3 protein-coding genes are annotated in these 4,365 nt (G+C 75.8%); all 3 read left to right on the top strand.

The window, feature by feature from the left end; translation table 11 throughout:
- Positions 1-1,572, top strand: a 1,572-nt coding sequence (locus B7L92_RS36490) for a serine/threonine kinase C-terminal domain-containing protein (RefSeq protein WP_497592013.1), incomplete at its 5' end; no start/stop codon positions are given.
- Positions 1,573-1,762: 190 nt separating this feature from the next.
- Positions 1,763-3,343 carry a serine/threonine-protein kinase gene (locus B7L92_RS36485; protein ID WP_081241457.1) on the top strand — a complete coding sequence of 527 codons (1,581 nt, stop codon included), beginning with the start codon at positions 1,763-1,765 and terminating at the stop codon, positions 3,341-3,343.
- Positions 3,344-3,448: 105 nt separating this feature from the next.
- Positions 3,449-4,365: serine/threonine-protein kinase (locus tag B7L92_RS36480; RefSeq protein WP_107501720.1), on the top strand; the 917-nt coding region annotated here is incomplete at its 3' end.

Genomic DNA, 4,365 nt, shown 5'->3' with positions numbered 1-4,365 from the left:
GTGCCGGCCGGCGGCACCCACGCCGTAGGGGTCGGCTATCCGTCCCGGCGGAACCGCACCGGCCGCCGTGTCCGTGCCGCCGGCCGGCACGGCGCCGCGCCCCGAGCCGGCGGCGCACCGGCGGTCGGCGACGAACGGCACGGGCAGCCGCGTACGTCCCTTCCGGCCGGTGGCGCCCCCGCCGCGGGGGACGGCCGCGGCCTCGGCCCCGCGGCCGACGCGCCGGGACCCGGCGGAGCCGCCCCGCCCGCCCGGTGGGACGACCTGGTGGCACGCACGCCCGCGCGCCGCGGCCCGACCACCGCGCTGGCCGCCGAGCGGGCGCGGCAGACCCGGATGGCCGTCGTCGGACCCGTGACGGAGCGGTGGGCGCCGGAGCAGGCCGGTCCGGTGCACGAGAACTGGCAGCTGGCCGCACCGATCGGGCCCGCGACCGACCTGTGGGCGCTGGGCGCGCTGCTGTTCCGGGCCGTCCAGGGGCACGCGCCGTACCCGGAGGAGTCGACGGCCGAGCTGGTGCAGATGGTGTGCGCCGAGCCGCCCGCGTTCGCCGAGGAGTGCGGGCCGCTGAGGCCGGTCGTGGAGTCGCTGCTGCGTCAGGACCCCACCGAGCGGCCCGACTTCGAGGAGCTGCGCGGCTGGCTGCGTTCGCTGGTGCGGTCGGCGCCCGAGCCGGAGGCCGGCGTGCACGTCATCACGGCGCCGCCCGTCGACGCGAGCCGGCTGCCGGTCGTACGGCGGCGGGGCGAGCTGGTGCGCAGGCGGCGCGCCGCACTGCCCGCGCACCACGGACGCCACAAACGGGCCAGGCAGCGGAACCGTTCGCCGCGCCGGCTGGGCCGCACGCTGCTTCTGCTGGTGCTGCTCGCCATGGCCGCGGCGATCGCGTACGCCGTGCTGTTCATGCCGAAGGCCGGTGAGGGGACCTCGGGCGCGGGCACGGCCGATCGCACCGGAGCGACCGGTGAGGTCGAGGCGCCGCGCTCCCCGGGCGCGGGGGACGGCCGGACCTCGCCGGAGCCGGAGGACGGCTCCGGGGACGGCTCGGCGGAGCCCTCGGGGGCGGACCCCGGGAAGTCGGCCGCCTCCACCGGGGCGCAGACCACCGGACCCGAGGTCGCCGACGGCTTCACCCTGCGCAAGGACCCCGAGGGTTTCCGGGTCGCCGTCGCCGAGGGCTGGGCGCGCACCGCGAAGAACGGCAGCGGCCAGGTCGTCTACTCCCGGGGCGACTTCGAGCTCATCGTCGTACCCGGCCGGGACAGCGCGGCGGCGTACGGCAGCGACCCCATGGCCTACCAGCGGGACGACGAGCGCGAGCTCCAGCCGTACCGCGACTCCAGCTGGGCCACCTCCACCGGTCTGAAGACCATCGAGGTGGGCGGACGGACCATGGCCGAGGGGCAGTTCACCTGGACCGGCGGCGACGGGGGCGAGCTGTACGTCCGCAACCTCGCGGCGCTGATCGACGGCCGCTACCACGTGGTGCAGGTGCGCGGGCCCGAGGCCGAACGGGACGAGGTGACCCGGCTGTTCGACCAGGCGGCGGCGACCTACCGGTTCACCGGCTGACGGACCGTACCGCGGGTTCCCGCAGGTCCCCGGGGGTTTCCGCAGGCCTCCGCGCACGCTCCGGCCGCCTTCCGTCCCCACGGCGGCAACCATCACAGTGCGGTCTCCATGGCACCCCTTCGGTTCCCCGGAGGGAACCGGGTACTTACCCTGGCCCTTGTCAAGAACATTGCGGGGCAACGTGAATCAGATGCAGGGCCTGCTCGTCGCGGGCCGCTACCGGCTCGGTGACGCCATCGGCACCGGTGGCATGGGGCGGGTGTGGCGTGCGCACGATGAGGTGCTGCACCGGGCCGTCGCGGTCAAGGAACTGACCGCCGCGCTCTACGTCTCCGACAGCGAGCGGGCCGTGCTGCTGGCGCGCACCCGCGCGGAGGCGCGGGCGGCCGCGCGGATCAACCACTCCGCCGTCGTCACGGTGCACGACGTGCTGGAGCACGACGGCCGGCCGTGGATCGTGATGGAGCTGGTCGAGGGCCGTTCGCTGGCCGACGCGGTGGAGGAGCGGGAACGCGTCGAGCCCCGCGAGGCCGCGCGCATCGGCCTGTGGGTGCTGCGCGCGCTGCGCGCCGCGCACACCGCCGGCGTCCTGCACCGCGACGTCAAGCCCGGCAACGTCCTCCTCGGCCGGGACGGCCGCGTGCTGCTCACCGACTTCGGCATCGCACAGATCGACGGCGACACGGCCATCACCCGCACCGGGGAGGTCGTCGGATCGGTCGACTACCTCGCACCCGAGAGGGTGCGCGGCCAGGACCCCGGCCCCTCCTCCGACCTCTGGGCGCTCGGCGCGACGCTGTACACGGCGGTGGAGGGCCGGTCGCCGTTCCGCCGCACCTCGCCGCTGACCACCATGCAGGCGGTCGTCGAGGAGGAGGCCTGCGAGCCGCTCCACGCCGGCCCGCTCGCGCCCGTCATCAGCGCACTCCTGCGCAAGGATCCGGCCACCCGGCCCGACGCGGCCGAGGCCGAGCGGATGCTCGCCGAGGCGGCGGAGGGGCGTCGGCCGGACGCGCCGACGCGGGTCGTCACCGCTCATGTGCCGGCGCCGCGCGGGACCCGGCCGAACACCGTCCTGCCCCCGCAGGTCCCGTCGGCGGCCGACTCCACGGCCGTGCGTCCGCCGCACGCGCCCGCCGGCGCCGCGCCCCGCCGCCGGGGACGCCTGGTCGCGCTGGTCGTCGCCCTGGCCGCGATCGTCGGCGGGGGGACCGCGGTGGTGCTGCAGCAGGGGGACGAGGACCCGGGCAAGGGCGGTGCCGCGACCGCTTCCGGCGCCACGGGGGCCGGGTCCCCGGGCGGCCTCCCGGCGGGCTGGGTGCGCCGCACCGACCCCTACGGCTTCGGCATCGTCCTGCCCGGCGAGGACTGGGAACGCGTCGTCTTCGACGAGGAGACCCGGCAGGTCGACTACACGCCCGACGGCGGAAAGCACTTCATCCGCATCGCCGCCGACGACTCGCCCGACTTCGACGACCCGTACGAGCACCTGAGCGACCTGGACCAGCAGATAGGGCGGCGCCTGGTCGACTACCGGCGGGTGGGTCTGGAACGCCGCGTCTACCGGGACCGCGAGAGCGCCCGGCTGGAGTACACCTGGACCGCGCTGGCCAAGGACACCGACTTCCCGGGGCCGTACCGGGCGGTGGACCAGATGTACCTCTCGCGGGACGGGGTCGAGTACGCGATCTACATGGCGGGGCCGGCCGAGGACTGGGACACGACCGGCCGGCAGTTCGAGACGGTGCTGCGGGGCTGGCGCGAGCCCTGAGCCCTCCGGCGTGCGCGAGCCCTGAACCCCCGGTGTGCGCGCCCGCGCGCCGCTTGGCCGAATCACCGGCCGGAGGGGACACATCCGGTGGGGCATGATGGGCCCATGGGGACCGAGGGGGACACCGAGAACGGGACCGCGCGGCCCAACGCCCGTGTCATCGCGGGCCGTTACCGTTTGGAGGAGAGGCTCGGACGCGGCGGCATGGGGGTGGTCTGGCGGGCCACCGACCAACTGCTCGGCCGCGGCGTCGCCGTCAAGGAACTGCCCCTGGACGAGACGCTCTCCGTGGCGGAGTCGCGGCGGCAGCGGGAGCGCACCCTGCGCGAGGCGCGGGCCCTCGCCCAGTTGAGCCACCCGCACATCATCGTCGTCCACGACGTGGTGGAGGACGACGAACGCCCTTACATCGTCCTGGAGTTGATCGACGGCGGTTCGCTCGCCGACCGGATCGCCGCACACGGCCCGGTCGACGCAGCCGAGGCCGCACGGATCGGCGTCGACCTGCTCGGCGCGCTGCGGGCGGCCCACGCGGCCGGTGTCCTGCACCGCGACCTCAAGCCCGCCAACGTCCTGCTGGAGAACGGCACCGGCCGGGTCGTCCTCACCGACTTCGGCATCGCCCGGGTCACGGGCTCCACGACGCTCACCGAGACCGGCTCCTTCGTCGGCTCGCCCGAGTACACCGCCCCCGAGCGGATGTCCGGCGCCAGGACGGGACTGGAGTCCGACCTGTGGTCGCTGGGCGCGCTGCTGTGCACGGCGCTCAGCGGCGAGTCGCCGTTCCGGCGCGACTCGCTCGGCGGTGTGCTCCACGCGGTCGTGGTCGACGAGATACGGCCACCCGTCCAGGCCGGGCCGATCCTTCCCGTCGTCCGCGGCCTGCTGGAGCGCGATCCCGACCGGCGGCTGGACGCGGACCGGGCCGAACGGATGCTGCGGGCCTTCCGCGAGACCGGCCGCACGCCCGAGTCCGCCCCGCCCGGACTGCTGCCGTCCGAGCGGGGCGGACTCGGGCGTGC

This window comes from Streptomyces viridosporus, assembly GCF_002078235.1.
In the GTDB taxonomy this organism is placed as follows: Bacteria; Actinomycetota; Actinomycetes; order Streptomycetales; family Streptomycetaceae; genus Streptomyces; species Streptomyces viridosporus.
This window is presented reverse-complemented; position numbering and strand designations above follow the sequence as displayed.

Bases quoted from the DNA above. Each gene is read 5' to 3' on its own strand.
- B7L92_RS36485 (WP_081241457.1), top strand. From the start codon at position 1,763: ATGCAGGGCCTGCTCGTCGCGGGCCGCTACCGGCTCGGTGACGCCATC.